Annotated in this window: 22 protein-coding genes, 1 tRNA gene and 2 pseudogenes; 10 read left to right on the top strand and 15 right to left on the bottom strand. The window is 45.1% G+C overall.

The window, feature by feature from the left end; all coding sequences use genetic code 11:
* Positions 1 to 45: 45 nt before the first annotated feature.
* Positions 46 to 627, bottom strand: coding sequence for a superoxide dismutase [Fe] (gene sodB / locus KUL49_RS08895; RefSeq protein ID WP_014948764.1), 582 nt, complete (start codon positions 625 to 627; stop codon positions 46 to 48).
* Positions 628 to 976: 349 nt separating this feature from the next.
* On the opposite strand from sodB, the gene KUL49_RS08890 reads away from it, so the two are divergent.
* The 5 genes and pseudogenes from KUL49_RS08890 to KUL49_RS08870 all read left to right on the top strand — a co-directional run bounded on the left by KUL49_RS08890 (position 977) and on the right by KUL49_RS08870 (position 9,236).
* Positions 977 to 1,327: a Grx4 family monothiol glutaredoxin gene (locus tag KUL49_RS08890; protein WP_014948765.1), complete on the top strand. Its 351-nt coding sequence runs from the start codon at positions 977 to 979 to the stop codon at positions 1,325 to 1,327.
* A gap of 333 nt (positions 1,328 to 1,660) precedes the next feature.
* A pseudogene (locus KUL49_RS08885) lies at positions 1,661 to 4,318 on the top strand (TonB-dependent receptor plug domain-containing protein).
* 80 nt (positions 4,319 to 4,398) lie between these two features.
* The gene (locus tag KUL49_RS08880) at positions 4,399 to 5,031 is read left to right on the top strand and encodes an RNA polymerase sigma factor (RefSeq protein ID WP_131137052.1); all 633 of its coding nucleotides are present in this window, start codon (positions 4,399 to 4,401) and stop codon (positions 5,029 to 5,031) included.
* A 1-nt stretch (position 5,032) separates the two neighbouring features.
* Positions 5,033 to 6,088, top strand: coding sequence for a FecR domain-containing protein (locus KUL49_RS08875; RefSeq protein ID WP_131137051.1), 1,056 nt, complete (start codon positions 5,033 to 5,035; stop codon positions 6,086 to 6,088).
* A gap of 240 nt (positions 6,089 to 6,328) precedes the next feature.
* A pseudogene (locus tag KUL49_RS08870) lies at positions 6,329 to 9,236 on the top strand (TonB-dependent receptor domain-containing protein).
* A gap of 261 nt (positions 9,237 to 9,497) precedes the next feature.
* Here the strand turns inward: KUL49_RS08870 and KUL49_RS08865 are convergent.
* Positions 9,498 to 9,692: a bacterioferritin-associated ferredoxin gene (locus tag KUL49_RS08865; RefSeq protein ID WP_014948769.1), complete on the bottom strand. Its 195-nt coding sequence runs from the start codon at positions 9,690 to 9,692 to the stop codon at positions 9,498 to 9,500.
* Between the two features lie 275 nt (positions 9,693 to 9,967).
* Here KUL49_RS08865 and KUL49_RS08860 point away from each other — a divergent pair, with 275 nt between their 5' ends.
* Positions 9,968 to 10,573 carry a peroxiredoxin gene (locus KUL49_RS08860; RefSeq protein WP_014948770.1) on the top strand — a complete coding sequence of 202 codons (606 nt, stop codon included), beginning with the start codon at positions 9,968 to 9,970 and terminating at the stop codon, positions 10,571 to 10,573.
* Positions 10,574 to 10,646: 73 nt separating this feature from the next.
* Here KUL49_RS08860 and rnt read toward each other — a convergent pair whose 3' ends face one another.
* The gene (rnt, locus tag KUL49_RS08855) at positions 10,647 to 11,282 is read right to left on the bottom strand and encodes a ribonuclease T (RefSeq protein ID WP_014948771.1); all 636 of its coding nucleotides are present in this window, start codon (positions 11,280 to 11,282) and stop codon (positions 10,647 to 10,649) included.
* Positions 11,283 to 11,623: 341 nt separating this feature from the next.
* On the opposite strand from rnt, the gene KUL49_RS08850 reads away from it, so the two are divergent.
* Entirely contained in the window at positions 11,624 to 12,496 is an 873-nt protein-coding gene (locus KUL49_RS08850; RefSeq protein WP_014975986.1) for an OmpA family protein, read from the top strand.
* Between the two features lie 37 nt (positions 12,497 to 12,533).
* Here KUL49_RS08850 and glpQ read toward each other — a convergent pair whose 3' ends face one another.
* The 3 genes from glpQ to KUL49_RS08835 form a co-directional block, all read right to left on the bottom strand.
* Positions 12,534 to 13,730 (bottom strand): glycerophosphodiester phosphodiesterase, encoded by a 1,197-nt coding sequence (gene glpQ / locus KUL49_RS08845; RefSeq protein WP_075176201.1) that lies wholly within the window; start codon positions 13,728 to 13,730, stop codon positions 12,534 to 12,536.
* Between the two features lie 135 nt (positions 13,731 to 13,865).
* Positions 13,866 to 14,261: a lactoylglutathione lyase gene (gene gloA / locus KUL49_RS08840; protein WP_131137050.1), complete on the bottom strand. Its 396-nt coding sequence runs from the start codon at positions 14,259 to 14,261 to the stop codon at positions 13,866 to 13,868.
* A 266-nt stretch (positions 14,262 to 14,527) separates the two neighbouring features.
* Positions 14,528 to 15,238 carry an SDR family oxidoreductase gene (locus tag KUL49_RS08835; RefSeq protein WP_131137049.1) on the bottom strand — a complete coding sequence of 237 codons (711 nt, stop codon included), beginning with the start codon at positions 15,236 to 15,238 and terminating at the stop codon, positions 14,528 to 14,530.
* A gap of 333 nt (positions 15,239 to 15,571) precedes the next feature.
* Here KUL49_RS08835 and KUL49_RS08830 point away from each other — a divergent pair, with 333 nt between their 5' ends.
* Together KUL49_RS08830 and KUL49_RS08825 are read left to right on the top strand one after the other, a co-directional pair.
* A complete protein-coding gene (locus KUL49_RS08830) occupies positions 15,572 to 15,784 on the top strand; it encodes a cold-shock protein (protein WP_014948776.1) in 213 nt (70 codons plus the stop codon).
* Between the two features lie 168 nt (positions 15,785 to 15,952).
* Positions 15,953 to 16,132: a hypothetical protein gene (locus tag KUL49_RS08825; RefSeq protein ID WP_039233139.1), complete on the top strand. Its 180-nt coding sequence runs from the start codon at positions 15,953 to 15,955 to the stop codon at positions 16,130 to 16,132.
* A 195-nt stretch (positions 16,133 to 16,327) separates the two neighbouring features.
* Here KUL49_RS08825 and KUL49_RS08820 read toward each other — a convergent pair whose 3' ends face one another.
* Positions 16,328 to 17,746 (bottom strand): M20/M25/M40 family metallo-hydrolase, encoded by a 1,419-nt coding sequence (locus KUL49_RS08820; protein ID WP_101563824.1) that lies wholly within the window; start codon positions 17,744 to 17,746, stop codon positions 16,328 to 16,330.
* 202 nt (positions 17,747 to 17,948) lie between these two features.
* Between KUL49_RS08820 and KUL49_RS08815 the strand changes: the two genes are divergently transcribed.
* The gene (locus KUL49_RS08815; protein WP_131137048.1) at positions 17,949 to 18,758 is read left to right on the top strand and encodes a hypothetical protein; all 810 of its coding nucleotides are present in this window, start codon (positions 17,949 to 17,951) and stop codon (positions 18,756 to 18,758) included.
* A 78-nt stretch (positions 18,759 to 18,836) separates the two neighbouring features.
* Here KUL49_RS08815 and nth read toward each other — a convergent pair whose 3' ends face one another.
* The 8 genes from nth to KUL49_RS08775 form a co-directional block, all read right to left on the bottom strand.
* Positions 18,837 to 19,559 (bottom strand): endonuclease III, encoded by a 723-nt coding sequence (gene nth / locus KUL49_RS08810; protein ID WP_131137047.1) that lies wholly within the window; start codon positions 19,557 to 19,559, stop codon positions 18,837 to 18,839.
* 39 nt (positions 19,560 to 19,598) lie between these two features.
* Positions 19,599 to 20,291, bottom strand: coding sequence for an electron transport complex subunit E (locus KUL49_RS08805; RefSeq protein WP_039233136.1), 693 nt, complete (start codon positions 20,289 to 20,291; stop codon positions 19,599 to 19,601).
* A 1-nt stretch (position 20,292) separates the two neighbouring features.
* Positions 20,293 to 21,177, bottom strand: coding sequence for an RnfABCDGE type electron transport complex subunit G (locus tag KUL49_RS08800; RefSeq protein WP_131137046.1), 885 nt, complete (start codon positions 21,175 to 21,177; stop codon positions 20,293 to 20,295).
* Entirely contained in the window at positions 21,177 to 22,259 is a 1,083-nt protein-coding gene (gene rsxD, locus KUL49_RS08795) for an electron transport complex subunit RsxD (RefSeq protein ID WP_131137045.1), read from the bottom strand. The genes KUL49_RS08800 and rsxD overlap by 1 nt, the downstream gene beginning before the upstream one ends.
* Entirely contained in the window at positions 22,259 to 25,150 is a 2,892-nt protein-coding gene (rsxC, locus tag KUL49_RS08790; RefSeq protein ID WP_131137058.1) for an electron transport complex subunit RsxC, read from the bottom strand. Before rsxC ends, rsxD begins: the two co-directional genes overlap by 1 nt.
* Before the next feature lie 5 nt (positions 25,151 to 25,155).
* Positions 25,156 to 25,737: an electron transport complex subunit RsxB gene (rsxB, locus tag KUL49_RS08785; protein ID WP_014975992.1), complete on the bottom strand. Its 582-nt coding sequence runs from the start codon at positions 25,735 to 25,737 to the stop codon at positions 25,156 to 25,158.
* Entirely contained in the window at positions 25,737 to 26,318 is a 582-nt protein-coding gene (gene rsxA, locus KUL49_RS08780; RefSeq protein WP_014975993.1) for an electron transport complex subunit RsxA, read from the bottom strand. Before rsxA ends, rsxB begins: the two co-directional genes overlap by 1 nt.
* Positions 26,319 to 26,511: 193 nt before the next feature.
* Positions 26,512 to 26,588 (bottom strand) — tRNA-Asn (locus KUL49_RS08775).
* Positions 26,589 to 26,594 lie beyond the last annotated feature (6 nt).

Here is a 26,594-nt window from a genome sequence, read left to right as displayed (position 1 = left end):
AGATACTTTACGCTGTTAAGAGCGCAAGGCGCTTAACGCTTTGGCTTATGCAAAGTTGCTGCTTGCGAATTCCCAGTTAACCAGCGCCCAGAAGTTTTCTAGGTACTTAGGACGCGCATTGCGGTAGTCGATGTAGTAAGCGTGTTCCCAAAGGTCAACAGTAAGCACTGGCGTAAGGTCGTCGCCAGAAATAGGCGTTTGCGCGTTGCTTGTGTTAACGATATCTAGGCTGCCGTCTGCAGTTTTAACTAACCACGTCCAGCTTGAACCGAAGTTGTTAACCGCTTTATCGTTAAATGCTGCTTGGAAGTCTGCAAATGAGCCCCACTTCGCGTTGATAGCTTCTGCTAGCGCGCCTGTTGGCTCACCGCCGCCATTCGGGCTTAGACAGTGCCAGTAGAACGTGTGGTTCCATACCTGCGCTGCGTTATTGAAAACACCGCCATCAGAAGATTTGATGATTTCTTCTAGGCTTTTGTTTTCCATGTCAGTACCTTCAACTAGGCCGTTAAGCTTAGTTACATAAGTAGCGTGGTGCTTGCCATAGTGGTACTCAAGCGTTTCAGCAGAAATATGCGGTTCTAGTGCATTTTGTTCGTATGGTAATGCTGGTAATTCAAAAGCCATGACGGTCTCCATGTTGGTTTAGTATTGTAGTCTAAAGCCCACTTATCTTCGCCTGTTCAATAAGTGCATATTAATTCTATGTTCAATATACTGCTTTAGACGCTAAAGCATATCCCAAATGTGGGGATAAAGTCCTATAACTCAATGACAAAAATGTGAATTTTTTTTCAAAAGTTAAAATGTGACACTAATTTGTATTGCAATGTATGGGTAGATAACGATTCAGAGGTTGAAAAGATCAATTCAGCTATGGGTAATTAAACATAAAATTATGATACCCTTTCCCTTGATAAATCATTCATGCATTCCCATCTAACTGGGAATACACTTTTGTGCTCAGAGGAATCAAATGGATAATACTGAAAATCAATCAACGCTAGATAGAATCAAGCAGCAAATCGAAGAAAACCCAATTTTGTTGTATATGAAGGGTTCTCCTAAACTACCTAGCTGTGGCTTTTCTTCACAAGCATCGCAAGCGTTGATGTCATGTGGCGAACCATTTGCTTATGTAGATATTCTTCAAAACCCAGACATCCGCGCAGAACTACCAAAATATGCAAACTGGCCGACATTCCCGCAACTATGGGTTGAAGGTGAGCTTGTAGGCGGTTGCGATATCATTATTGAAATGTTCCAACAAAATGAGCTTCAGCCGCTTATTAAAGAAACGGCTGCAAAGTACAAAGAAGCAGAGTAAATCTTGTTTCCATGTACAAACCTTTAGGTTTGTAAAAAACGATTTAAAAGCCGGCTTATAGTCGGCTTTTTTTATTAAAACCCGCCAAAAATCCCGCACTTTTATTCCCGTAAAAGTTATACAGACAGGTCAGAAATTAAAATCCTCTACGGAGTGAAAAAATATTTTTATTTTTCGAAAAAGGTTTGTTTTTTAATATCTTGCGTTCTCTAAAAAACACCACCTGACCGCAAATGAGTCAGTGTTGAAGGTAAAAAGCAACAACTACTCTGAGCATTTTTTTAATTTTTTTAAAACGCTGAAGGTGTCTTAGAGAAACTCCGGGAAACCACCATGAATACAACCTTGTCTTTATTGACCAAAAACGTGCGTGGCGTATTAGCTGCATCAGCTGCGTTTTCAGTAATGGCCGTTGCACCTGTTTATGCGCAAGAAGCTGAAGAGAGTGCCAAGGCCAAAGATTCTGAACAAATTGCGGTAGTTGGTTCACGTGCAGCGCCTCGCTCGGTCGCTGACTCAGCGGTGCCAATTGATATTATTTCTGACGAAGAGTTTAAGCAGCAGGGTGCCACTGATATGGTATCTATGATGCAGACTGTTGTTCCATCTTTTAACGTAAACGACCAGCCTATCAACGATGCTTCAACACTTGTTCGTCCTGCTAATCTTCGCGGTATGGCATCGGATCATACGCTAGTACTTGTAAACGGTAAACGTCGCCACCGTTCTGCAGTTATCACTTTCCTAGGTGGCGGTCTTTCAGACGGTGCACAAGGCCCTGATATTTCTGTTATACCTGCGGCGGCACTTAAACAGGTGGAAGTCCTACGTGATGGTGCTGCAGCGCAATATGGTTCAGATGCAATTGCGGGTGTAATTAACTTCGTACTTAACGATGCATCAGAAGGCGGTTCGTTTGAAGCCCGTTACGGCTCTTTCTACGAAGGCGATGGCGACATGATTCAGTTGTCAGGTAACGTGGGTCTACCGCTATCTGACAAAGGTTTCATCAATCTTTCGGCTGAATATCGTACTGCCGATGACACGTCTCGCAGTGTACAGCGTGACGATGCTGCTGCACTGATAGCAGCGGGTAATACCTTTGTCGCAGATCCTGCGCACATTTGGGGTTCGCCTGAAATTAAACACGACATTAAACTTTTCGCTAATGCGGGCATTGAGCTTTCTGCTACCTCGGAAGCTTACATGTTTGGTAACTATGCTGAGCGCGAAGTTGAAGGAGGGTTCTACGTCCGTAACCCCCATAACCGTGGTGGTGTGAACGACGGTGGATTTGAGGAAGCCGATGTTAATGGTGACGGCGTTCTTACAAGAAATGAAGACGGTGATGTCAATGAAGGTTACCAGTTGCTACTTGTAGGCGACTTAACGGGTAACATGACAGGTAACTGTCCTACGGGAAAACGCGCAGGGGAAATAATTAACGGCAATACGAGCTACCAAGGTTATAATGTATTAGACAACTCTTCCTATATAAACCAAGTAGCAAACAACCCAGACTGTTTCGCATTTAATGAAATGTTGCCTGGTGGTTTTACGCCTCGTTTCGGCGGTACGGTTACGGATATGTCACTTGTCTTCGGTACGAAAGGCGAGCTTGACCATGATATTACCTACGACGTAAGTTTGAACCTTGGTCAGAACGAGGTGGACTTTGCTATTAGCAACACCATCAATCCGTCGTTAGGCCCAGAAACACCAACAGAATTTAGCCCAGGTCGCTATACGCAGTCTGAGCAAACCCTTGATATTGATTTCACTAAGCCGTTCGATGTTGGTTTATATGGACCACTATTCGTGGCAACTGGTTTCCAATATCGCAACGAAAGTTATGAGAGCTTTGCAGGTGATACTGCCTCTTATTAAATAGGTCCGTTGGCGAAACAGGGCTTTGGCATTGGCTCAAATGGTTTCCCTGGCTTGGTGGCCAATAGCCAAGGCCGTGTTTCCCGCAACAACATCGCATTGTATATTGATGCAGAAGCCTACATCACAGAAAACTTCATGCTAGCCGGAGCGCTACGATACGAAGATTTCTCTGATTTTGGCAATACAACCAAAGGTAAGATTGCTTTCCGTTGGCAAGCTCTTGAGAACATTGCTTTCCGTGGTGCGTTCTCTACAGGCTTTAAAGCACCTACCCTTGGTCAAAGCAACGTGCGTAACGTAACTACCGCGTTTGGTACAGGTGGTGAGCTTATTGACCGTGCAACGCTACCTCCGACAGATCCAGTGTCTCAACTTAAAGGTGGTGAGCAGTTAACGCCTGAAGAGTCAGAAAGTATCACGTTTGGTGTGGTAGCCGATTTCGATAATGGTCTATTCATTACCGCAGACTACTACAACATCGAGCTGACTGACCGTATCAGTACAGCGTCTGGTATCGAGCTAACAGAAGATGATATTGCAGCACTACTTGCGCAAGGTATTAACGATGCGTCAAGCTTCCAAGAGATAAGCTTTTTCACAAACGACTTTCACACCACCACCGAAGGTCTTGATGTAGTAGCCAACTATTCAATGGAGATGATGGGTGGCGAAACTAAGTTCTCGCTAGCTTATAACTGGACGTCGACAGAAGTAGACCGGGCATCAGATAATATTTCCGCTGAGCGTATTCGCATGCTGGAAGATAACCTACCTGCGGTTCGTTACAGTGCTACAGCGAATCACACGAATGGTGACTGGCGCTTCCTTGCTCGTATGAACTATTACGGCAGTATCTTTGAGGACCACTTAGACTCTGCTCTTCCAATTGATAATGTAGGTTCAGAGATTACCGTAGACCTCGAAGTAGCGTACAACGTCACTGAGCAGTTAACGGTAACGGTAGGTGCGAAAAATGCATTTGATGAATACCCTGATGAAAATACGCAGTTTGCCGATATTGCAGGTTCGTTGTATCCAACAACATCACCAATTGGTATTAACGGTGGCTTCTACTACCTAAGAGGTGTTTACACTTTTTAATAGGTAAGCAATTACCTATAAACCAAACTTTCACTTAATGTTTCAAAGTTAAGGGCATTAGCCCCCTTTTATTTTATTAGGTGAAAAAGAACGAAAAAGCAGGCATTATTGATGCCAATGTAAGCAATTCGAAACATACAACATTTAATATTATGACGAGAAAGTCGACAGTAGCTGAAACCTTCTTAAAATACCGCTCAAAGCTAATGCGCGCGGTAGGTTCTATTGTTGGCGCCGACGACATTGAAGACATCGTGCAAGAAGCTTTTATTAAAAGCTACGAAGCAGAGTTAAAACAAGAAATACAGTATGAGCGTACCTATATGCTCAAGACAGCGCGTAATCTAGCGCTGAACCATGTTGCGAAAGCTGAAAACAAAAATAAGCAGCAGCTCGATGACATGGATATTTTGCCTTACGAGCTTGTAGGGCACAGTTTAGAAAAAAATGTAGAAAGCAAAGAGCGTTTTATTCATTTTTGCCGAGCGACAGATACATTGTCTGCTGATGTAAAACGCGTATTTTTGCTGAAAAAAGTATATGGCATGCGACAAAAAGAGATTGCAGAGCTTTTGGGGCTAAGCGAAAGCACCGTTGAGAAGCATGTCGCCAAAGGTTTAATGATGTGCTCTAGGTACTTAGCCGAGCTGTCAAAGGACAGTGCATCCCCCCGTGCCACTGCTAACGCGACTCAGGACATAAGCCGTAGTTAACATGAATAATATTCGCCAGTTTTCAAGCAAAGAAGATATCCAAGAGCAAGCATGCTTATGGATAAGCCGTCTCGATCGCGGCTTAAACAGTGACGAAAAGACGGAGTTAGACGCCTGGTTGTCGGAAAGTAATGCGCATCGCCAAGCTTTGCTCGACGCCGCTAGCTTGTGGGACGACATGTCGGTATTAAATGAATTGAGCGGTTTATTCCCGCAGCCTACCTCACGTCAGTCGTCGAAAAAACGCGATATGCCTAAAACAGCGGTTTGGGGCATTGCGGCCACATTTTTAGTGATGGCAATCGCTGTTGGGGTAGTGGTTCAGCGCACGTGGCTAAATAGCACCCCTGAATTCGCAGCGGTATCACAAAAGGTACAAACCGGTGTTGGCGAACAGAAAAACGTGACGTTAGCCGAAGGCTCTAAACTTCATCTAAATACAAACTCTGTCGTTACCGTAGACTTCTCATCAACGGCGCGCAATATCGTTTTATTGAAAGGGGAGGCACACTTTGAAGTGGCTCACGACACGTCCCGCCCGTTCTCTGTGACTGCAGGCAACAACACCGTTTCCGCTGTTGGAACTGCTTTTAATATGCAATATGTGGATGATAATGCGTTTGAGTTAGTGGTTACCGACGGAAAGGTATTGGTGAAAGATCGCTTTAAGGCTTCATCCTCAAATGAATCGCTCTTCACTAAACGTCCTGTTGCTGAAGAAGGGCTTCTCATGTTCGCAGGTGAAAAAGCCACAGTGCAAGGTAAAGTGGAAGCCCGTGAAAGCATGTCTCAAAATGACATTGACGACGATTTAGCGTGGCAACAAGGTATGATTGTATTTAAAGGTGAACCGCTAGAGGCCGTATTAGCTGAGATTGGGCGCTATACACCCGTTCGCTTTAACATTTCGGATGAAAGTCTGCGCAAGCGACGTGTAGCGGGCTACTTTAAGGTAGGCGATATAGACGGTTTGTTGTCAGCACTTAAGAGCAGCTTTAATATCAATTACGAGAAAGTCACAGAAACAAGTATTGAGCTTAAGCTAGCGAAAAGTTAAATATTTCTGAAAGATAGGTGCTTTCTACTATTCTTAGTTGGCATCAATTTCTTTAATGTGACAATATAATTAAAATAATAAGCACATCGATTTTATATCTTGCAATACAGCAATTTTGCGATAAGCAGGCAAACCAAAAAGGCAATAGAAAAGCTGCATGCCCTCGCGTGTTCGGCCCAATGCCTTTCGCAAAAAAGAATGTGCAAATTCTCCCGTATTTTGTCCCTCTAGGCACTACACATAGCGTCCGGCTTTTTTCTTTTCATAGCGCCAACGCTTCATGCACAAACAGACAGCCCGTCGCAATCACACGACCAAACCGAACCAAAATTGGGTGCTTACAGCTTTTCAATACCCGCACAAAATGCTAATGAAGCGCTAACCGAACTAGCTAAACAGGCAAATACCACATTGCTTTTTCCTTTTGATTTAGCAAAAAAAGTGAAAACAAACGCATTGGAAGGTACGTTCACACTGAATGAAGCGCTGGCACAGCTTCTTGAAGGAACAGAATTGGCGGTAGTAACTGATGAAAGCGGTGCGGTAAGTATTCGTTCTCGTTCATCGTTAGTGGCGAAGGAAACACAGCCACAAGATACCGAAAAGAAAACAGACGAGGGAGGCAATGGACTTGAAAAAATTGCGGTCGTCGGTACTCGTAACTCGCCTCGAAGTGCTGTTGACTCACCAGTTCCTTTGGATGTGATTGGTTCTGAAACCCTCAACTCACAGGGGAATTCAGACGTGCTTTCTATGTTAAGCGTGATGGTTCCTTCGTTAAACGTAAACGATCAGCCCATCAATGATGCCAGTAGCCTGGTAAGGCCGGCGAACCTTAGAGGCATGTCCTCGGATCACACACTTTTGCTGCTTAACGGAAAGCGACGCCATCGCTCTGCGGTAATCACGTTTTTAGGCGGAGGTTTATCTGACGGTGCACAAGGGCCTGATATATCGGTTATTCCCGCCTATGCGTTAAAGCAAGTCGAAGTATTGCGAGATGGTGCAGCAGCCCAGTATGGCTCAGACGCCATTGCAGGCGTGATTAACTTCGTACTTAAGGATGCTCGTGAAGGAGGGCATGTTGCGCTGAAAGTTGGCGGATACAGTGAAGGCGACGGCGAACTGTTTCAAGTGCAGTTGAATAAAGGCTTTGCTATTGGAGAAAACGGCTTTTTAAATGCAACGGCAGAGTATCGTCAGCAAAATGGCACGTCGCGCTCTGTACAGCGGATTGATGCGCAGAACTTGATTGACCAAGGGAATGTGTTCATCGCGTCACCGTCCCAAGTATGGGGAGCGCTTGATATTAACGAAGATCTTAAACTTGCGCTAAATGCAGGCGCAGACATTTCGTCTAAATCACAATTTTACAGCTTTGCCACTGCAGCAAGAAGAGAAATAAACGGTGGCTTTTACTTTCGAAATCCGCAAACCCGAGAAGGGAGGGTCAGCCGTACCGACCCAAATACAGGGGAAAGTCGTCTGATTGTAGCCGATCTCGATGGATTGGAAAGTGGAATTGCTTGCCATTCTATAACCTTGTCCAGCAATAGTGTATTGCTGGACCCCACGTATCAACTTATTGCAGATAACACAACGGCGCTTGGTGCCAACTGTTTTGCTTTCAACGAGTGGTTCCCTGGCGGTTTCACACCAAAATTTGGGGGGACGATAACGGACGCTTCTGTTGCGATGGGCGTTAAACATGAGTTACCTAATGGCTGGGCGATGGATGCCAGTGCGACATTGGGCTACAGTGACATCGAGTACACCATCTCCAATACAGTTAATCCATCGTTAGGGCCACAAACGCCAACGTCGTTTTCGCCCGGTGGTGTGTCGCAAGTAGAGCGAACGCTTAACTTAGATTTTAACAAACTCATTCAAACTATTTTCGACGATCCGGTTAGCATTGCCGTGGGCTTAGCATGGCGCAAAGAAACCTATTTTCAAAAGTCCGGCGATGAAGCGTCATATATTGCAGGCCCTTTCGCTCTAGAGCCGCCACTTGGGTTGAACCAAGGCTTTTTCATCGGTTCCAACGGTTTTCCGGGGTATCAGCCTCAAAGTGCTGGGCACTGGAGCAGAAGCAATTGGGCCGTGTACGCCGATTTGGAATTTTATGTTACCGAAGCATGGTAGTTTGGCGTGGCCACACGTGTAGAGCATTTCAGTAATTTCGGCTCGACATTCGATGGGAAATTGAGTACTCGCTATAAATTAAATGATATTTTTGCATTACGCGGATCTGTAAACACCGGTTTTAAGGCGCCAACAGTAGGGCAGAGTAATGTTATCAACGTAACTACCGCCTACGGTGTTAACGGTTTGGAAGACCAAGCAACGCTGCCTCCAACTGATCTTATCTCACTGCAACTAGGCGCAACTCCACTGACGCCTGAAGAATCGGTGAACTTTAGCCTTGGGCTTGTTGTGCAGGCAAGCGAGAACTTTTTTGCGACGCTCGACTATTTCAATATTCGACTTTCTGATCGCATTAGTACGACATCTGCAATCCCGTTAACCGACGACGACATTAGTGCGCTTATTGCCCAAGGGCGTCCAGATGCGGCGAAATATAATGCTGCAAAGTATTTTACTAATGACTTTGACACAAAAAACTCAGGGTGTTGATTTAGTTGTTAACTACAATTTTGCACTAGCTGATTGGTCAAATTCTTTACTTCTTGCCTTCAACTGGACAGACACACTAGTAGAGCGGGTTACACTTTATCCTGCGCAAGTGGGGGACGAAATACGGCTTCTACCTAATCTAACACGGGCAAGAATTCGCATGCTGGAAGATAACTTGCCTGCTCATCGAGGCAGTATCACGCTGGAGCAATCGAAAGGAAATTGGGCATTTACTTGGCGGCTTAACTATTACGGTGAGTTTTATGAAGACCATCTTGATGCGTCCGCAGGCATGAACATATACGGCAATGCGTTAACCACATTCGATGCCCAAGTTGCATGGAAAGTACTGCCTCAAACACAAGTTACCCTCGGCGCCCAAAATCTGTTTGATTCGCTGCCTAATGAAAATCCTTTTCAAGGTGAAGTTGGCGCACTCTACCCACCTACATCGCCTAGCGGTATCAATGGGGCTTTCTACTATGCAGGCATTGAGTACACCTTTAACTAGGGCATGCTTCAGCAAAGCTACGTAGTTAAATGGCGCGCTGCACTCATTGAAAGTAAGAAAATGAGCCTAGCTCTGAGTTTGAAAGGACAACAACCTATCGTTTTAGGTGACGATGTGAATGTTACTTAGGTAATTAAACTAGAATATGACTTAGGTCACTTAAAGGAATAATCGTGATAATAAATATGGTGTTTAAAGTCTAGCCAAGGATGCTAAGAGCGATGACGTTGCGTGTTAAGAATACGCGGGTTGGCTAATTGCCTAGCCAACGTCTTTGAATAGGGACTCATCGACGATAGTTTGGTCAATGATCTGTTGCGCCATGTTGATGCACTTACCGCATTGTGAGCCAAGCTCTAAATGTTGACGTAACTCTCGCATATTTCCCACACCGTTTTCTTCAACCGCTGCGCGAATGCTTTTATCAGTTACCCCATAGCACATGCAAACAAACATTAAACGTACTCCAAATGAATCTGTAAATGATAATAATTGTTATTCTTTGCTTTAGCAAGTGGATAATGACAAATTTAATACAAGGTAATTGAAGAAAGACTGAACAGTGTGGGGGGATGTTAAGCGGTTATTGGTATGATCAGTAAAAAAACTCGTTGTTTAATATTGTTATTTCCATATTCGTACCTATTTTCTTTGAAGGAAATTTCTTATCAAAGTGGTTACGCAACGTAATCACTTCTATTATTACAATCCAAATATAAATGGAGAGACTCATGAGTGTATTAGTTGGCCGTCCAGCACCTGACTTTACTGCTGCAGCGGTACTTGGTAGTGGTGAAATTGTTGACACTTTCACATTAAGTGAAGCAATCAAGGGCAAGAAAGCTGTTGTATTCTTCTACCCACTAGATTTTACGTTTGTTTGCCCGTCAGAGCTTATCGCCTTTGACAAGCGTTTCGACGAGTTCAAAAAGCGTGGTGTTGAAGTGATCGGTGTTTCAATCGACTCTCAGTTCTCACACAATGCGTGGAGAAACACTCCGGTAAATCAAGGTGGTATTGGTCCGGTTAAGTACACCCTTGTTGCTGACGTTAAGCACGACATCTGCCAGGCATACGATGTTGAGCACCCAGAAGATGGCGTTGCGTTCCGTGGTTCATTCCTAATCGACGAAGAAGGTATGGTACGTCATCAGGTAATCAATGACCTTCCACTTGGCCGTAACGTTGATGAAATGCTACGCATGGTTGATGCACTAGCATTCCACCAAGAGCATGGTGAAGTTTGCCCAGCGGGTTGGACTGAAGGTAAAGCTGGTATGGATGCGTCGCCTGAAGGTGTTGCTAAGTACCTATCTGAAGAAGCAGACAAGCTATAAGCTAAACTGTTTAAAGATTATAAAAATACAGCGCCTTTTGGCGCTGTTTTTGTTTATATCAGTTTGAATAAAACTACTCTTTATTTTCTACAGGCCATCCGCCTAGCGCTTTATAGCGATTTACCATATAGCAAAACAGCTCGGTGGTCTTTTGGGCGTCATACAGCGCACTGTGCGCTTCACTTTGGTCAAATGCGATCCCCGCTGCACGGCATGCTTTTACCAAAACCGTTTGGCCTAAGGCCAATCCAGCAAGGCTGGTGGTGTCAAATGAAACAAACGGATGGAACGGCGTGCGTTTTATATTGCAGCGTTCTATCGCGGCATTGACGAAACTCTGATCGAACGTTGCATTGTGAGCAACAATAACTGAACGTTGGCAGTCTGCATTTTTTTGCGCCTTGCGGATGCCTTTACATAAGTCCTTCATGGCTTCGCTTTCTTCAATAGCCCCTCGCAATGCACAATTAGGATCGATGCCATTAAATTCTAAGGCTGCTGGCTCTAGGTTAGCGCCCTCAAAGGGGTCAATGTGATAATGAAAAGTTTGATCGGGATGAAGTATACCGTTTTCATCCATTTTCACCGTTACCGCGGCTAATTCTAACAGGGCGTCAGTGCCTGCATTAAATCCGGCTGTTTCAACGTCGATAACAACGGGAAAGTAACCTCGAAAGCGCTGGGAGAGAAGGGGCGGGTTGGCAGACATAAACACTCTTGTAAGACTCGATTGCGTTAATTGGTTGGTGACTAAAATGCGTACCAACCTGCGAAGCATATTGCGTAAAAGAATTATCGCAAGGATACTCTCGAGTTGCCAGTTGCAATTTATAAACTGTTAAATCAGGGGGCTAGCAAAAGTACAAAACGCGAATGGTATTAAACGCTAAACTTTTCTACAATTTGGACGATAATCAAATTAAGCGTGAAAAAATCATTAGGCACATTTCTTCTTTTTGTGTGAGCTAATTTGATTCATTATGTTCGGTAATTTGTGCACGAAGTGTTGTCTTTTACCTGTGTTAGTCTGATTTTCGTTATGGTGTCGAAATGGTGTCGAAATTAAAATACATCGCTTTATTGGGGATGCTGGGGTCATTGTCTTCCCACGCTGCCATGCGGCAATATTCTGCAACCATAGAAAGCTCCAACTGGCGAATAGACAAAGACACGCGACTTCAGTGTACTTTGAACCACGAACTACCCGGTTATGGCGAAGCCATGTTCACGAGCTCAGCGTCGAAGCAGCTTAATATGGAATTCGAACTGGACATGTATTTGCTGCCAAGCAAATTTGATATGGCCGCTGTTTATTCTGTACCACCTAAATGGATGCCAGGCGTTGCGCCTAAAACCATTGCCGACATGTCTATTCGTAAACAGTACAATGGCGACCTTCCGCAGGATGCGGCTTGGACTATGTTGTCTGAATTAGAAAAAGGCTTTTGGCCCACAATCTATTACCAAGATTGGTATAACAAATACGACCAAGTGAGTGTGGCATTAAACGCTAGCAACTTCTCTGGTGTGTATCGTGAATTTGTGAAGTGTGTATCGAACTTATTGCCCTTCGGTTTTGATGACATTGCCTACACGGTATTGTCGTATCAAAACAACAGTACAGAGCTAACCAAATATTCGCAGAAGCGCTTAACCATGATAGGTGAATACTTAAAAGAAGACAGCGAGCTTGAGCTTGTGCTTCTTGATGGTTACACCGATAGCTACGGCGGTCGCTATAATAATGAACAGTTGTCTATTCGACGTGCTAACGAAGTAAAAAGCTATTTGACTACGCTAGGTGTACCTGAAGATCGAATTCAGTTAACAGGCCACGGTGAGAAACGCCATATTGCGCCAAACGATACGCGAGAAAGCCGCGCCCAAAACAGACGCGTGGTGGTGCGACTTTCAAAATCCTAGGCGCTAATTGTCGCGCCTACACTCGCTTTAAAATGCGTTAGTTTAATTTTTCTCGCCACCTTAATACCGGTACTAAATGATCGGTGAAAACACCGTCAGCACCTACCACCTTGTCTAAAACTTCCAAGACTTGTTCTGAACTCATACCTGCTGGTAGTGCATCATGTCGGTAGGTGTAGGGGTGGATTGTCAGGTTATTTTCGTGGGCGTAGGCAATCCATGCCGCGGCTTCTATTTTTCCTTGAGTCATCGCTTCATTATCGAGTAAATGGCCTAACCAAGGGCCTATGCCATCGGTATATAACGCAACCTGCTGCATGCCTTCCTGAGTGCGCAGCCAGTTATAATCTGTGTCGCTTTCGCCCCAGTCGTTTTCGCCGATCAGCATCACAACTTTGCCTTTATAGCCCAGGGTTTCTCGAATGCGCTTAACTTCGTTAAAATCGAAGCATTGCAGGTAGCTATTACCGCTCTCTCCACCAAACCCGTAAGCATTTAAGGCATCTACAACGATTTTACTGGCATCAACGCCTTCTTTAATGTGAAAGGCAGGGGACTTTACTTCAGGATAAACCCCTACAGACGTTCCAAATTGGCGATTTAGCTCGCTGATTAGCTCAAAGTGTTCATTTAACGTGGCAACTTTAAAATTAGCATGCGTGCCGCGGTACCTATCTTTAAAAACTTGCTTCCCGTCACTGTTAGCGCGCTCGTGTACCTGCAGTTGTCGCAGTTCTTCAAGAGTAAAATCACGCGCGTAATAGCGTCCGTCATCGCGGTGGCGTGCAGGAAACACATCTTCTACATTGGTGACCGTTTCTAAGTGGATGTCGTGTAGCACAACGGGTATGTCGTCTTTGGTGATAACAACATCTTGCTCAATAAAATCAGGGCCCAGAGAAAAGGCGAGGGTAGCAGCTTCGAGGGTATGCTCAGGTAAATAGCCCGACGCGCCGCGATGGGCTATCACGGTAAAGTGCGTTTCAACATTTTCTTTTGTGTCAGCGTGTGTTTGCGCACTCTCGTTATTTGCAGCCATGGCCGAAAACGCACTGCCAGCAGCAACTGCACCGGTAAAAGCGATAAACAACGCTGGCAGAATAGCGGCCAGTTTTGCTTTTGGCTGACTGCGCAAGCCTATATTGTGCGCTGCTCGAGGCTTCCGACATATCGCTGTTCTAGCTTGGCTTTTGTTTTTATCATTTTGCGAAAATAATAAGCGGTTACGTAGCATGTCGTGTCACTCCATGTGGTTTTTCATCGTTTTTTTCCAGTGCCGCACGTTTTTAAATTGATAGTTTGGCGACTTAAGCGTTCAAATCGCTTTGACTACGCTGGCTGCATCTTCAGTTCTTGTTTTTGAGCCATTTCATAGCGAAATCGATTTATTTTGTATGAGTTCTATTGCATATCCATCGGGGTCGCGAACAAAAGCAATAACTGTGGAGCCGCCTTTTACTGGCCCCGGTTTACGATATACATCAGCGCCGTTTGTTTCTAAGTTTTCACAAAACTGATAGATATCATCGACCTCAATCGCAATATGACCATACGCGTTACCTTTATCGTAGGTGTTGTTGCCCCAGTTATAGGTAAGTTCTAAGACGGTACTCTCGGTTTCATCGCCATATCCCACGAAAGCTAGCGTGTATTCATACTCTTTGTTTTCAGACTGGCGAAGAAGACGCATGCCCATCAGTGAGGTATAAAAGTGAAGAGAGGCCTCTAAGTTTTCAACTCGAAGCATGGTGTGAAGCATTCGCATAAGAGATTCCTATTTTGAGCCATCGGAATTACTCGATGGCACACTGCACTGTGTTTGCGTGTTGGCCGTTACTTTTTGTACACATAAATACGATGAGTACTTTATTTGAGTAAACGCAAACAACACGCTTTTATGTTAATTAGGAAATGTTAACGCTTTAAGACAAGATTACAATTCTAGTTATACGTACTATACCTGCGGTAACACGCCGCGATTACGAACATTTTAAGTCTCGCTGAGTGGGTAATTATCTATGCGGACTGGTATTAATAGCCCCATAGGCCGATATTATCAATTTTAAGACGGCGAGGTTGGCTCAATAGGTAAACCACCATGTTGCCTAAGTCTTCATTTTGAATCAGGCCATCGTCCACTTTCTCTGTTTCTGCTTTCTGCGACTGTATCAGTGCAGGGTTTAGGGAATGAACGTGAATACCGTAGGGACGAACTTCTTCTTGCAACGCTTTTCCAAGTCCCACCATCGCAAATTTTGATGCACAGTAAACGCCTGCATTGGCATAGCCGTTCAATGCCGCCTGAGAAGCGATGTTGATAATGTAGCCTTCCTTGTTGTTAATCATGTGGGGCACAACCTCCTTACACATCAGAAAGGTCCCTTTTACGTTAGTATCCATTACTTCGTCCCAGTCCTCTTCAGACGTTTCCCAAATGAGGGTTTCCTTACCAAAACCACTGTTATTAATTAGGACGTGAAGTTCACCAAATGTATCTTTGACCTTTCTAACAAAGCCGGCAACATCAGCGCTTTTCGATACATCACAAACTTGGCCAATGATATTACCTGGGAATAAGGCGTCGAACTGCTCTACAGTCTGCTTAACCGCAGTTTCAGTGCGCCCACAAATGGCCACGTTCATTCCTGCTTCTAGTAGAAATCGAGCGAGAGTTTTACCTAGCCCTTTTCCGCCTCCAGTAACAATGGCTGTTTTACCTTCTAACGCATACGTGTCTGTCATAATTTAAACCTATAGCAAAAAAGCAAGGTTAACCTAGCTTTCAAGTGCCTTGAACAAACATACGTATTTAGCTTCGCCAAAAAAATTGTAAAAAAGTTGTGTTTTGGTTAAAAAATAAACTGAAAACTAGTGGACATTGCTCGCAATTACCTGTACCTTTCGCATCGCTCTAGATATGTTATTTGCTTTACCTAATACTGCGCTGTACCTCTTTTTTAAATCCTTCAAATTGAAGTTTTATATAGATATACAACTGCTTTACTAGCTTGGAGATGTCTATAGCTATTCGGTGGTTTTCCACCATCACATCAATTTTTTTAAAAGGTTTTTATTATGTCTAATTCTGTAAACGGTACAGTTAAGTGGTTCAACGAAGAAAAAGGTTTTGGTTTCATCACTCCTGAAGCTGGCGGCAAAGACGTATTCGTACACTTCCGTTCAATTGCTTCTGACGGTTTCAAAACGTTGAAAGAAGGCCAAGAAGTTAGCTTCGAAGTTGAACAAGGCCAAAAAGGTCCTCAAGCTGCTAACGTAGTAGTTCGATAAGACCTCTATGCTTATCTAAGGTCATTTCTCTTTTCTGAAGTGACCTCAAAAAAGTGGGCTCTTTCTGAAACGCTATGTTCACGCTAGAGCCTAATTATCGTTTTTCGATTTCTTTACCCAACCTGCGAGGAATTCAAAACAAACAACATTAATAAAGAAGTATTTACTATGCAATTTCAAGATTCTATCTCGACCTTTAATAGCGCCATGTCAGGTGCGTTAATCTCAAATATCTCCATAAATAAAACAACCGTTGCTTTTAAACATGCGAATACGTATCGGCATGTAGAGCTGCCATCAAGGCAAGAGGCGAAGCGATTTGTTGCCCAGCTTATTCAAGCGCAATAAAGCCTGAGTATTTCGGACGAGGTATATTTACCAATCCACATAGATCATTGCCTACTCAGAAGGCGCTGGCAAGTTTGCTAGCGGAGCGTGGGAATGCAGAATGGGTATTAGCAGAGGCGAGGGTAAGCAGAGCATTGGTAAGCATTGGCCAGCACGAGATGCACTGACCAATGTTTGATGATTACTAACGTGTAACTACGGTTTAGCTTTTAAGTCAACGTCCGAATCGGCTAACAAGTATATACTTGCTGCGTAGGCTGCAATGTTTTGCGCAAGCTCATCGGGGTCAATTTTATCTAAGGTATCATCTGGCGTATGGTGAAGATCAAAGTAATCTCTACCGTTTTGATTTAACCTAATCGTTGGTACGCCTTTCGCTGCTAGCGGAATAATGTCAGGGCCGCCGCCAGCAATGTCTGAACCGCCACGCACTATACCTAGCGGTGATAAAATCTTCGCGATTTCATCGACTAGCACAGTCGCTTCGGGATTCACATTTGACACTACTTGCCAGATAGTTTGCGCACCAAAGTCAGACTCTGTGGCCAGAACGTGATTTTCAAGGTTCTTTTCGTGTTGTTTAGCGTAAGCAAAGGCACCTAATAAGCCCACTTCCTCAGCGCCAAACATGACCACACGAATGGTGCGTTTTGGGCGCTCTGGTAAAGAAGCAATTAACGCAGCCGCTGCCGTGGTAATAGCAACGCCTGCGCCGTCATCAACTGCACCCGTTCCTAAATCCCAGCTGTCTAGGTGGCCGCCAATAAGGATAATTTCTTCGGGCTTCTCACTGCCCACTAAATCCAGTATTACGTTGCCGCTGTTTACTTCGCCTTTCCATTTCGATTCAGAGTGAAGCGACAATGACAGCGGTTTACCTAAGTTATGTAAACGTCGTAAATGGTCTGCGTCAGGGTTTGAGATAGCGACTACGGGGATATCTGCCCAATTATCGCCGTCTGAGCTCATCATGCCTGAGTGAGGAAAACGATGAGAGTCAGATCCTACTGAGCGCACGACCAGCGCTTCAGCGCCGCCGCGTTGAGCATGTTGCCAACCAATTCGGCGACGTTGGTTCGCTTGACCATAGCCTGCACCTGTTTGGCTTTTTACCATGGCGTCGCCGTCTACAAATGCAATTTTGCCTTTAAGGGCACCATCTTTAACTGCTGTTAGCGCGTGAATATCTCTGAAATAAACGATGTCTGCATTGATCTCGCTTTCAGAAGGCGCGGCGCCGCCAAGGGCTGTGCCGTAAAGCGGTTGGGCATAAGGCGCCGTGAGTGAAATGTGTAGGTGGCCTCTATCCCAAAATGGCATAGTGAATTCTTCTATGCTGACTTTATCAAAACCTAGACGCTCTCCTACCACCACGCCCCAATCTCTAGCTCGCTTTTCTGCTTCAGAGCCGCCCAGGCGAGGGCCAATCTCAGTGGTAAGTGATTCAACAATGCTATAGCCTAAATCACTTTTCAGGGCTTTTTGAATTAATGCTTCCGCATTTTTCTTTTGCTCGTCAGTAATGGGGGAAGTTTCTGCAAAAACACCAAAACTGCATGCACTTACTAATGCACCAAACGCTAGCCTTCTAGCGATAGTATTCAATCGAGACATGTGTTCTCCATGGATTTATTTTTATATTTCTTTTTTATTTGCGCGAGCAAAACTCTAACCCATCCATCATAGCCAATTTGGTTGTCCCTTTCGAGGCAAACCACAAGCGTAAGTCGTGTGTTAGTCGCAAAATTCCTCTACTAGCGTGTCGGGATTAATGTTACCTTTTAAAAAAGGAATTAAGACTACAAGGAAAGTAAATATGAACATATCTCCTTATTCTCATTGCAAGAGTAAAACGTCAACATTGTTAGAATTTATCAAAAACAGTTCTGGCGTCAGTGCAATAGCATGTGCGGTTCTACTTACGGGGTGCGGTGGTAGTAGCTCAAATGATAACGACAGTATTGTAAGACCGGATTCAGTGCTAGGTATATGGTTTGGGCAAGCGACAACGGTTGAAGGCGGGCAAGAAATGGTCTTAATCGCAGTCTCACCTGAAGGTAAGGCCACAATGTTTTCTGAGGCGTCTCGCGACACGCTAATTGCTCATGGCTCTGTAAGCGAGAATGTCTTTTCGTCAGAAGATACGATGTTGTATCCAGGAGCGAATATGACAAGGCATGGATCAATGCAGGCTACCGCAACAGAAGATTCACTAGAGGGTTCTGCAACGGTATCTGGTCGTATTTTGGGTTTTTCCGCTGACAAAGTCGGTACTAGCGAGGATGTTTCTCTTACTGATATAGCGGGCAATTATTCTACCTCTCGGGCAGAGGGCTCTTATACTCGCTCATTCGCTATTGATGCAGACGGTATAATCAGTGGTTCAGATTCTAATGGGTGTTCATACTCAGGCGCCGTCGAACCTATCAGTGGAATGAGCGCACTTTTCAATATAACGGTCAAAGCAGATGTTTGCTTTGATGACTTCGAGTATGAGGGGCTTCTTGCCTATGGCGCGTTTCCTTTTGAGTTTCAAAACTCAATTAATGAGAGAAAGGGAATTGTCATAGCAGCAGAAGACTCTTCAAAAGCTTTCGCTTTTCGCCAGTTTAGCCCTCAAGATTAGCTTTATTTGATTTGAAAAAAGGAGTCCAAAGACTCCTTTTCAATAGAAGTTGCGTATATTGTGTTTCTTACTGAAGCTCTATTTACGCTTCTTCTTAAGCGCCAATTTTTGCTTCTTCTCTTGTTCTTTCAGCACTTCGTTAATAAAACTCTTTCTGCCGAACTCACGTGTGATAACACACTTGTTTAAGTCGAAACCGCGGGCAGGGCAGTATTCTCTGCCATATAGAATTATTTGCAGATGCAAATCGTTCCACCTTTCTTTTGGGAACAAGCGTTTTGCGTCACGCTCTGTCTGCTCAACACTCTTCCCGTTCGACAAACCCCAGCGATACATTAATCGATGGATATGAGTATCTACGGGAAAAGCAGGAATGCCAAAGCCTTGAGACATAACCACAGCGGCAGTCTTGTGACCCACTGCGGGCATGGCTTCTAGCGCTTCAAAGTTTGCCGGCACTTCACCGTTGTGCTGCTTGATGATCATGTCAGACAAATGCCAAATGCCTTTGGACTTCATGGGAGACAAACCACAAGGACGAATAATGCCTTGAATTTCTTCAATACTCATCAATACCATGTCGTACGGATTATCTGCCCGAGCAAAGAGCTTGGGCGTAATTTGGTTAACGCGCTCGTCTGTACATTGTGCCGAAAGGAGAACCGCAATGAGTAACGTATATGGGTCTTTATGATCTAAAAAGATAGGAATTTCCGGATAAAGGTCATCCAGTATTCGCATGATTTCTTTTACTTTTTCCTGCTTAGAAAGCGGCTTGGCCGGCTTAACTACATCATTCATTTCTAAATACTTTTTGTTTTAATTTTTAGCGTTTAGCGTTTAGCTTTCAGCTGTAACGCGTACCCGTTCAGCCTTCACCGCAGGCGATGTTTGCTTAGCGGCTAACTTTGCATCAATACTGTTTTTGATAGCAATGAGAAGACCCATACCTAAAAAGGCACCAGGTGGCAGTATCGCAAGCAAAAACGGATTTTCAGTGTTGAAAAGCGTTATGGTCCAGTTCTCAGCAATTGAGCCAAACAGTCTGTCTGCACCTGCTAGCAATGTACCTGCACCCAATATCTCACGCATACCACCTAAAATGACCAGCACTGCGGTAAAACCCAGTCCCATCATGAATCCGTCGTAGGCAGAGGCTAGTGGCCCATTTTTCGACGCAAAGGCCTCTGCGCGGCCTATGATGGCGCAGTTAGTTACAATTAGCGGAATGAAAATACCTAGCGCTAAGTAAAGGTCATAGGTGTATGCATTCATTAATAGCTGAACAATGGTAACGAACGCAGCAATGATCATAACAAAAACGGGAATGCGGATTTCGTTTCTTACCACATTACGAACGAGTGAAACGGTAACGTTACTGCCAATGAGTACCAACATGGTAGCAAGGCCTAACCCGAGACCATTGATGAACGTCGCGGTAACGGCCAATAGCGGGCACAAACCTAACAGTTGTACCAGCGCAGGATTGTTCTTCCAAAGCCCTTGTAAAGACAGGTCGCGAAAATCAGTCACGTTATAGCTCCTCTACACTATGAGGTTGAGCCTCATTCACGTTAATCGCATCAATTGTTTCAACGGAATCTGTAATTGCGCAGGTGTTAGGAGCGTTGAAAAGTGCAGATTGGTTGGCCTGTGCATAAAGCAAGGCTTCGCGTACTGCTCTTACTACTGCTCTCGGCGTGATGGTAGCGCCAGTGAACTGATCGAACTCACCACCGTCCTTTTTGACCTGCCAAGGCGCCAAATTGTCGGGTGAAAAAGGCTTGTCACTGAACGTCGTTATCCAATTGCTAACGGCAAGCTCTATTTTATCGCCAAGCCCAGGGGTTTCTTTGTGTTCGATAACGCGCACGCCAAGCACCCTCATACTGATTCTATTAGTGTTGGGCGCAGAAATATCGGACGAATTCTCGTCTTGCTCTGATGGGCTCTGAGGTGTTGAGTCAAGCTCGGCCAACTCCGAGAGCGCTAACGCGGTGATATTGAGATTTTCGCTCTCACCGTCGAGCGAGTCAGTACTCGAGCCGCCTTGTGTGTTTCCACCAACGTGTGCATCCACTTTTACACCAACAACGATATCGATATCTCCACTGTATCCGTCTGGAGCAGTGGCTTCTAATACTAATGCGCTAGGTTGGCCATTTAACGTCGCACGATATATTTTGTGGGCTTTTTTGTTGCCAAGTTCAGGTGCATTGACCTCTGTGCAGTTGGCGTAAAGGGCATTGTCGTGGAATTCGCTAGGCACGACTTCATTAAGTACGCTTAGCAGTTTTTGCTGCTTTTGTTGCTCAATTTTATCTTGGGTGCCAAAAAATGTGAGTGCTATTAATGCTGTGGTAACAACGGCAAACGCACCTAACATAAGGCCGTTTTTGGCCAGGCTTTCTTTCATCATTAGTGTTTACCTCGACCTTTAACGTTTTTGCCGTACACGCGAGGACGGGTATAGTAATCAATCAAAGGCACCGCCATATTCATAATAATAACCGCAAACGCTACAGCATCAGGGTAACCACCAAAAGTACGGATTATTACCACCCAAAAGCCAATCGCTGCACCAAATATAATGCGGCCTCTTGGTGTTGTTGACGCTGAAACCGGGTCGGTGGCGATAAAGAAGGCGCCTACCATAACTGCACCGTTAAACAGGTGAAATAGCGGTGAAGCGTAGTAATCGGCGTTTGCTAAATGAAGCAGTGATGCACAAACAAACACGCTTAGCAGCATACCTCCCGGGATATGCCAGCTGATAACGCGGGTCTTCCAAAGGTAGAGGCCACCAAGTAAATACGCAAGACTCACCATTCCCCACCCTGCTCCAGCAGCTTCGAATACCCCGCCATCGAAGATTGGCTTCGCCAATGACTCTGAGTATGTTACGCCTTGCGTTAGGTCGGTTTTCAATGTGTCTAACGGTGTAGCCATGGTTACACCATCGGCAATGGTTTTGAGTTGAGTGACATCGTATCCGCTTGTAGTAAAACCAGTAAATATGAGTGATACCGAATCAAAGAAACTTGGCGTAATGCCAGCGTGAGTCGCAGGAGGCAGCCATAGGCTCATAGCCGCAGGGAATGAAATAAGCAGCACCACATACGCTATCATGGCAGGGTTGAAAATATTAAAGCCAAGCCCGCCGTAAACCTGTTTAGCCACCGCAATAGCGAAGAAAACACCCGTTACCGTCATCCACCAAGGTAAGGTAGGAGGAATACTAATTGCGATGAGTAAGCCGGTTAATACTGCGCTGTAATCTGTTAATGTGCGCTCGATGGGGCGATTTCTTAAAAATAAAATCACGCCTTCAATGACCAGTGCACTCACTACTGCAATGATGGCTTGAATGAGCATTCCCCAGCCAAAAAAGAAGGATTGTGCAATCATGCCAGGGAGCATGGCATAAATAACCATGCGCATGACTTGGGCAGTATCGCGTTTAACCCGTTGGTGTGGTGAACTCGATAAACTTAACTTCATTATGATTCTTTCTCTTGTTCAGCTGCTGCTTTTTTTGCTTTAGCCTTTGCTACTGCAGCTGCAATGCGCGCTTTCTTTTCATGTTGTGCCGTCGGTTGAGAAGGAGCTTGCGTGCTTGTTGCTTGACCTACACGGCTAGACGATTCGCTCTGCTCATGTGCTTTACTACTTTCCTGTTCAGCAGTATTTGATGAGGTCGCTAAACTGCCATTACTGTCTTGAGCAAGTTTCTTTGCTTTAGCCTTTGCCACTGCTGCAGCAATGCGCGCCTTTTTCTCGTCAGCTTCATTTGTCGAGGCAGCGTCGTTAGCATCAGTTTGCTCGCTTCCTTGATGTTCTTCCTGCTTAGCCGCTTTTTTGGCTTTCGCTTTCGCCACCGCAGCAGCAATGCGCGCTTTTTTTTCATCCGCTTCGCTCAAGTTGTTAGCAGGATCTGATGCGCTATCACTCTGAGCACTACTGTTTTGTTCGCTGACGCTTTGAAAACTGGCTTCTTCTGGCGAGTTACCGTCTTGATTCTCAATACCAGCCTCGCCATCAGGGCCAGATGCTTGCGCTTTTTGCGAAGCGGCCTTTTTAGCTTTCGCTTTCGCTACTGCCGCTGCGATCCTAGCCTGCTTTTCATCTAGCTGTTCTTTGGAGTGACTGTCTGGTTGCTCATCTAATTGAGTTGGCGCACCTTGCTCTGAAACTGACTTATCAGGATGCCCGTCTTCGCTATTTTTAGCAGCTTTTTGCGCTTTAGCTTTAGCGATTGCCGCGGCAATACGCGCTTTTTTCTGCGCTTCAGCGTTTAGCTCTGAATTAGCTTCAGTATCGGAAAGTTCGGTATGCTTTTCGCCTTGAGAGCCCGCAGGTTTTTCTGCTGAAGATGCTTCAGACTGGCTGGCTTGCGCGGCCTTTTTGGCTTTTGCTCTAGCGATAGCGGCAGCAACTTTAGCTTTTTTCTCATCTTCTGGTGATGATGACTGGTTACTTGGCTGTTCTGTGGTTGATGGTTCGACAGCGCTTTCATCTTGCGTTTCGTTTTGAGCTTGCGCGGCTTTTTTCGCTTTTGCTCTGGCGATTGCTGCAGCAACCTTTGCCTTTTTATCATCTTCTGGCGATGACGCCTGTTCAACTTGCTTATCCGCGCTTTCAAGTTGAGCTTCATTCTGGGTTTGTGCGGCTTTTTTCGCCTTAGCTCTGGCAATAGCTGCTGCTACCTGTGCTTTTTTATCGTCTGCCGCAGTGCTTGATTCGTTGGTATTTGTTGTATTACTTTCATCCTTTGCGTTGGCCTGCATAGCCGCTTTCTTTGCTTTCGCACGCGCAAGCGCCGCCGCTACTTTGTCCTTGGCCTCAGTTGCGCCAGCATCAACAGCGCTATTCGCATTATCGGCTACTGCATTTTCTTCTTTGGCTTTGTTGGCGGCTAATCGTGCTTCTTTTGCTTTTCTATGTTTTTCTTCGCGCTCAAGTTTTTCGCGCTCTAAACGTTCTTTACGTGCTTCAAAACGCTGTTTAGCTTTTTCGGCCTTGTTCTTTTCATCACGCTGAATGCGTATTTCGGATTTAGCCTGGCGGTAGTAATGCACCAGTGGGATTTCACTGGGGCAAACGTAAGCACATGCGCCGCACTCTATACAGTCGAAAAGGTCGTATTCTTCGGCTTTATCGTATTCTTTTGCTTTAGCGTGCCAAAACATTTGTTGGGGAAGCAATGACGCAGGGCATGCGTCGGCGCATGCGCTACAGCGAATACAGGGGCGCTCTGCATTGTCGTCTACCAGCTCTTTTTTTGCAGGAACCAGCAAACAGTTTGTGGTTTTAACCACGGGGATCGTAGCGTCTGATAAGGTAAAGCCCATCATAGGCCCGCCCATAATCACTTTAGGTACTTTCTGTTTTTTCGGGTTGTAGTTTGCTTCATCCAATAGATGAGAGACGGGCGTACCCAACAACGCTCTAAAATTGCTTGGTGATTCAACGGCTTCACCAGTTACGGTAACAACCCGTTCAATCAGCGGCTTGCCGTGTAAAATAGCATCTGCAATGGCATAGCAGGTACCAACGTTGAACATCATCACGCCTACGTCGGCAGGCAATCCATTTCTTGGAACTTCTCGGCCAGTCAGTACCTGAATCAGCTGTTTTTCGCCGCCGGCAGGGTATTTAGTCTCAACGCTAACAACGCGATAGTCTTTCTTATCCTGACAGGCAATATTAAGTGCTTCGAAAGCCTCTGGCTTGTTGTCTTCAACCGCAACTACAATGGCCTTCGGCCCAATAAGGTGAGTAAGAATGTCTAGACCCTGGCGTATTTGCCAGGCGTGCTCACGCATCAATCGATCATCGGAAGTAATGTAAGGCTCGCACTCAATCCCATTTAAAATAAGAAACTCAACAGGTTTAGACGTTGAGGTTTTTATATGGGTAGGGAAGCCGGCACCACCCATTCCTGAAATTCCTGCTTGGCAAATAGCTTCTATAAGCTTGTTCTTATCTATGTCGCTATAATTTGCTATTGGAGATAGGTCGCACCATGTGTCTTTACCGTCAGGACGTATCGAAATGCACATTTCTGTTAGGCCGCTAGGGTGCGCTACAACATGCGGAGCAATCGCAACAACCTCGCCCGAGGTTGGCGCATGAACTGGCACAGAAAAAGGCGATGAGCTTTGCGAAAGAATTTGGCCTTTCAATACGGTATCGCCAACTTCTACGCAGCAGATACCGTCTGAGCCAATGTGCTGCCTTAAAGGAACAATCAATAATTCGGGTAGCGACGGTTTCTTTATTACTGATGTATTAGATAGAGATTTCTTATCGTCGGGATGTACGCCACCTGGAAATGAGTACATCTTTCCCGCTTCAAGGGTTTCTATAATTGAATCAAAACTTGGATACATCACAATTACGACACCATTTTGATGGGGATATCACCTTTAGGCGATGATTCAAAATCCCACTTCCATGTAGAAGTTGTTTGAGCAATTGGCACCATGTCGATACAGTCGACAGGGCAGGGATCTACACATAGGTCACACCCTGTACATTCATCAGTAATAACCGTGTGCATGTGTTTGGCGGCACCTAAAATGGCGTCGACAGGGCAGGCCTGAATACATTTGGTACAGCCGATACATTCGTCTTCGCGTATAAACGCGACTTTTTTAACGTCTTCTTCGCCATGAGCTGCATCAAGGGGTTTAGGTTCAACTCCCATCAAGTCTGCGAGTTTTTTAATCGTTGCCTCGCCACCAGGTGGGCACTTATTAATATCATCACCTTCAGCAATTGCCTCAGCATAAGGCTTGCAGCCCGGATATCCGCATTGGCCACACTGAGTTTGTGGTAGTACGGCATCTATTTGCTCAACAAGCGGGTCGCCCTCAACTTTAAAGCGAATGCTCGCGTAGCCCAGAACTAAGCCAAAAATAAGCGCAAGTACGCCAATGGCAACAACGGCGAATATAATAGCGGTAGATATCGTCATTACACTTTCACCAGTCCACTAAAGCCCATAAATGCTAGGGACATGAGACCAGCGGTTATCATAGCGATTGAGGCACCTTTAAAAGATACAGGTACATCAGCTGCAGCTAAACGCTCACGCATGGCCGCAAATAACACCAGTACAAGAGAGAACCCCACAGCAGCGCCGAAACCATAAATAAGACTCTGCATGAAATTATGCTGTTCGGTAAGGTTTAATAGCGCTACACCAAGCACTGCACAGTTGGTTGTGATAAGAGGAAGGAATATACCTAACAATCTATATAAGGTAGGGCTGGTTTTGTGCACGACCATTTCTGTGAACTGAACCACCACCGCGATAACAAGAATAAAAGCAAGCGTTCTAAGGTAACCGATGCCCAGTGGAGCAAGTAAATAGGTTTCCACTAGGTAGCTCGATGCAGAGGCAAGGGTGAGAACAAATGTGGTGGCCATAGACATGCCCATGGCAGTTTCAAGTTTGCCAGACACACCCATAAACGGGCATAAGCCGAGAAACTTAACCAACACAAAATTGTTAACCAGTACTGTACCAATCAATAGCAGTAAAAATTCAGTCATGAATAACGCAATTCCTTCGAGGAATTTTGACGGACAATGCCCGCGAATTAAAAAGAAAAACAGATTAGGTCTATTATCCCTTTTTAGAACGGGTTTAACAACTTGATTGAATTAGGGTTATTTAATGTCTAAACGCGTTGTTTTAGGAATTAAAATAGAATGAAGTGGGTGAGGCGATTAAGAGCCAACTAAGTGGCTCCCCCTCCCCGACTCGAACGGGGGACCTGCGGATTAACAGTCCGTCGCTCTAACCAACTGAGCTAAGGGGGAATCGAC

It is taken from the genome of Alteromonas sp. KUL17 (assembly GCF_006538305.1).
GTDB lineage: Bacteria > Pseudomonadota > Gammaproteobacteria > Enterobacterales > Alteromonadaceae > Alteromonas > Alteromonas macleodii.
Note: the sequence above shows the minus strand (reverse complement) of the source record. Positions and strands in the feature narration are given on the sequence as shown.

Excerpts from the sequence above, each read along its gene's own strand:
- sodB (WP_014948764.1), bottom strand. The coding sequence starts at position 627 with ATGGCTTTTGAATTACCAGCATTACCATACGAACAAAATGCACTAGAA.
- KUL49_RS08890 (WP_014948765.1), top strand. The coding sequence starts at position 977 with ATGGATAATACTGAAAATCAATCAACGCTAGATAGAATCAAGCAGCAA.
- KUL49_RS08875 (WP_131137051.1), top strand. The coding sequence starts at position 5,033 with ATGAATAATATTCGCCAGTTTTCAAGCAAAGAAGATATCCAAGAGCAA.
- KUL49_RS08865 (WP_014948769.1), bottom strand. The coding sequence starts at position 9,692 with ATGTTTGTTTGCATGTGCTATGGGGTAACTGATAAAAGCATTCGCGCA.
- KUL49_RS08860 (WP_014948770.1), top strand. The coding sequence starts at position 9,968 with ATGAGTGTATTAGTTGGCCGTCCAGCACCTGACTTTACTGCTGCAGCG.
- rnt (WP_014948771.1), bottom strand. The coding sequence starts at position 11,282 with ATGTCTGCCAACCCGCCCCTTCTCTCCCAGCGCTTTCGAGGTTACTTT.
- KUL49_RS08850 (WP_014975986.1), top strand. The coding sequence starts at position 11,624 with ATGGTGTCGAAATTAAAATACATCGCTTTATTGGGGATGCTGGGGTCA.
- glpQ (WP_075176201.1), bottom strand. The coding sequence starts at position 13,730 with ATGCTACGTAACCGCTTATTATTTTCGCAAAATGATAAAAACAAAAGC.
- gloA (WP_131137050.1), bottom strand. The coding sequence starts at position 14,261 with ATGCGAATGCTTCACACCATGCTTCGAGTTGAAAACTTAGAGGCCTCT.
- KUL49_RS08835 (WP_131137049.1), bottom strand. The coding sequence starts at position 15,238 with ATGACAGACACGTATGCGTTAGAAGGTAAAACAGCCATTGTTACTGGA.
- KUL49_RS08830 (WP_014948776.1), top strand. The coding sequence starts at position 15,572 with ATGTCTAATTCTGTAAACGGTACAGTTAAGTGGTTCAACGAAGAAAAA.
- KUL49_RS08825 (WP_039233139.1), top strand. The coding sequence starts at position 15,953 with ATGCAATTTCAAGATTCTATCTCGACCTTTAATAGCGCCATGTCAGGT.
- KUL49_RS08820 (WP_101563824.1), bottom strand. The coding sequence starts at position 17,746 with ATGTCTCGATTGAATACTATCGCTAGAAGGCTAGCGTTTGGTGCATTA.
- KUL49_RS08815 (WP_131137048.1), top strand. The coding sequence starts at position 17,949 with ATGAACATATCTCCTTATTCTCATTGCAAGAGTAAAACGTCAACATTG.
- nth (WP_131137047.1), bottom strand. The coding sequence starts at position 19,559 with ATGAATGATGTAGTTAAGCCGGCCAAGCCGCTTTCTAAGCAGGAAAAA.
- KUL49_RS08800 (WP_131137046.1), bottom strand. The coding sequence starts at position 21,177 with ATGATGAAAGAAAGCCTGGCCAAAAACGGCCTTATGTTAGGTGCGTTT.
- rsxD (WP_131137045.1), bottom strand. The coding sequence starts at position 22,259 with ATGAAGTTAAGTTTATCGAGTTCACCACACCAACGGGTTAAACGCGAT.
- rsxC (WP_131137058.1), bottom strand. The coding sequence starts at position 25,150 with ATGTATCCAAGTTTTGATTCAATTATAGAAACCCTTGAAGCGGGAAAG.
- rsxB (WP_014975992.1), bottom strand. The coding sequence starts at position 25,737 with ATGACGATATCTACCGCTATTATATTCGCCGTTGTTGCCATTGGCGTA.
- rsxA (WP_014975993.1), bottom strand. The coding sequence starts at position 26,318 with ATGACTGAATTTTTACTGCTATTGATTGGTACAGTACTGGTTAACAAT.